The 212-nt window shown below is 35.4% G+C and carries 1 protein-coding gene; it reads right to left on the bottom strand.

Translation table 11 applies throughout. The annotated features are described in order from the left end of the window. Positions 1-195, bottom strand: a 195-nt coding sequence (locus ACRHOC_RS15900) for a response regulator (RefSeq protein ID WP_431159525.1), incomplete at its 3' end; no start/stop codon positions are given. Between the last annotated feature and the right edge of the window lie 17 nt (positions 196-212).

The following is a 212-nucleotide window of genomic DNA, read 5'->3' on the forward strand; positions in this document are numbered from 1 at the left end:
ATTTTTATTAGGAAGTTTGAGGTCCAAAAGAATAATGTCTAGTTGAAATCGTTTAAATTCTTGAACAACTAATCCACCATCATTAACCGCCCCAACGTCTTTGTAGCTTTTATCGTTATTAATGCTGGATACCAAGCCATCAATTACAATTTGATGGTCTTCACAACCAAGTATGGTATTTGACTGGTTTCCCATAATTGGTTAGTCCAACC

The organism is Winogradskyella poriferorum (assembly GCF_050618035.1).
Lineage (GTDB): Bacteria > Bacteroidota > Bacteroidia > Flavobacteriales > Flavobacteriaceae > Winogradskyella > Winogradskyella poriferorum_A.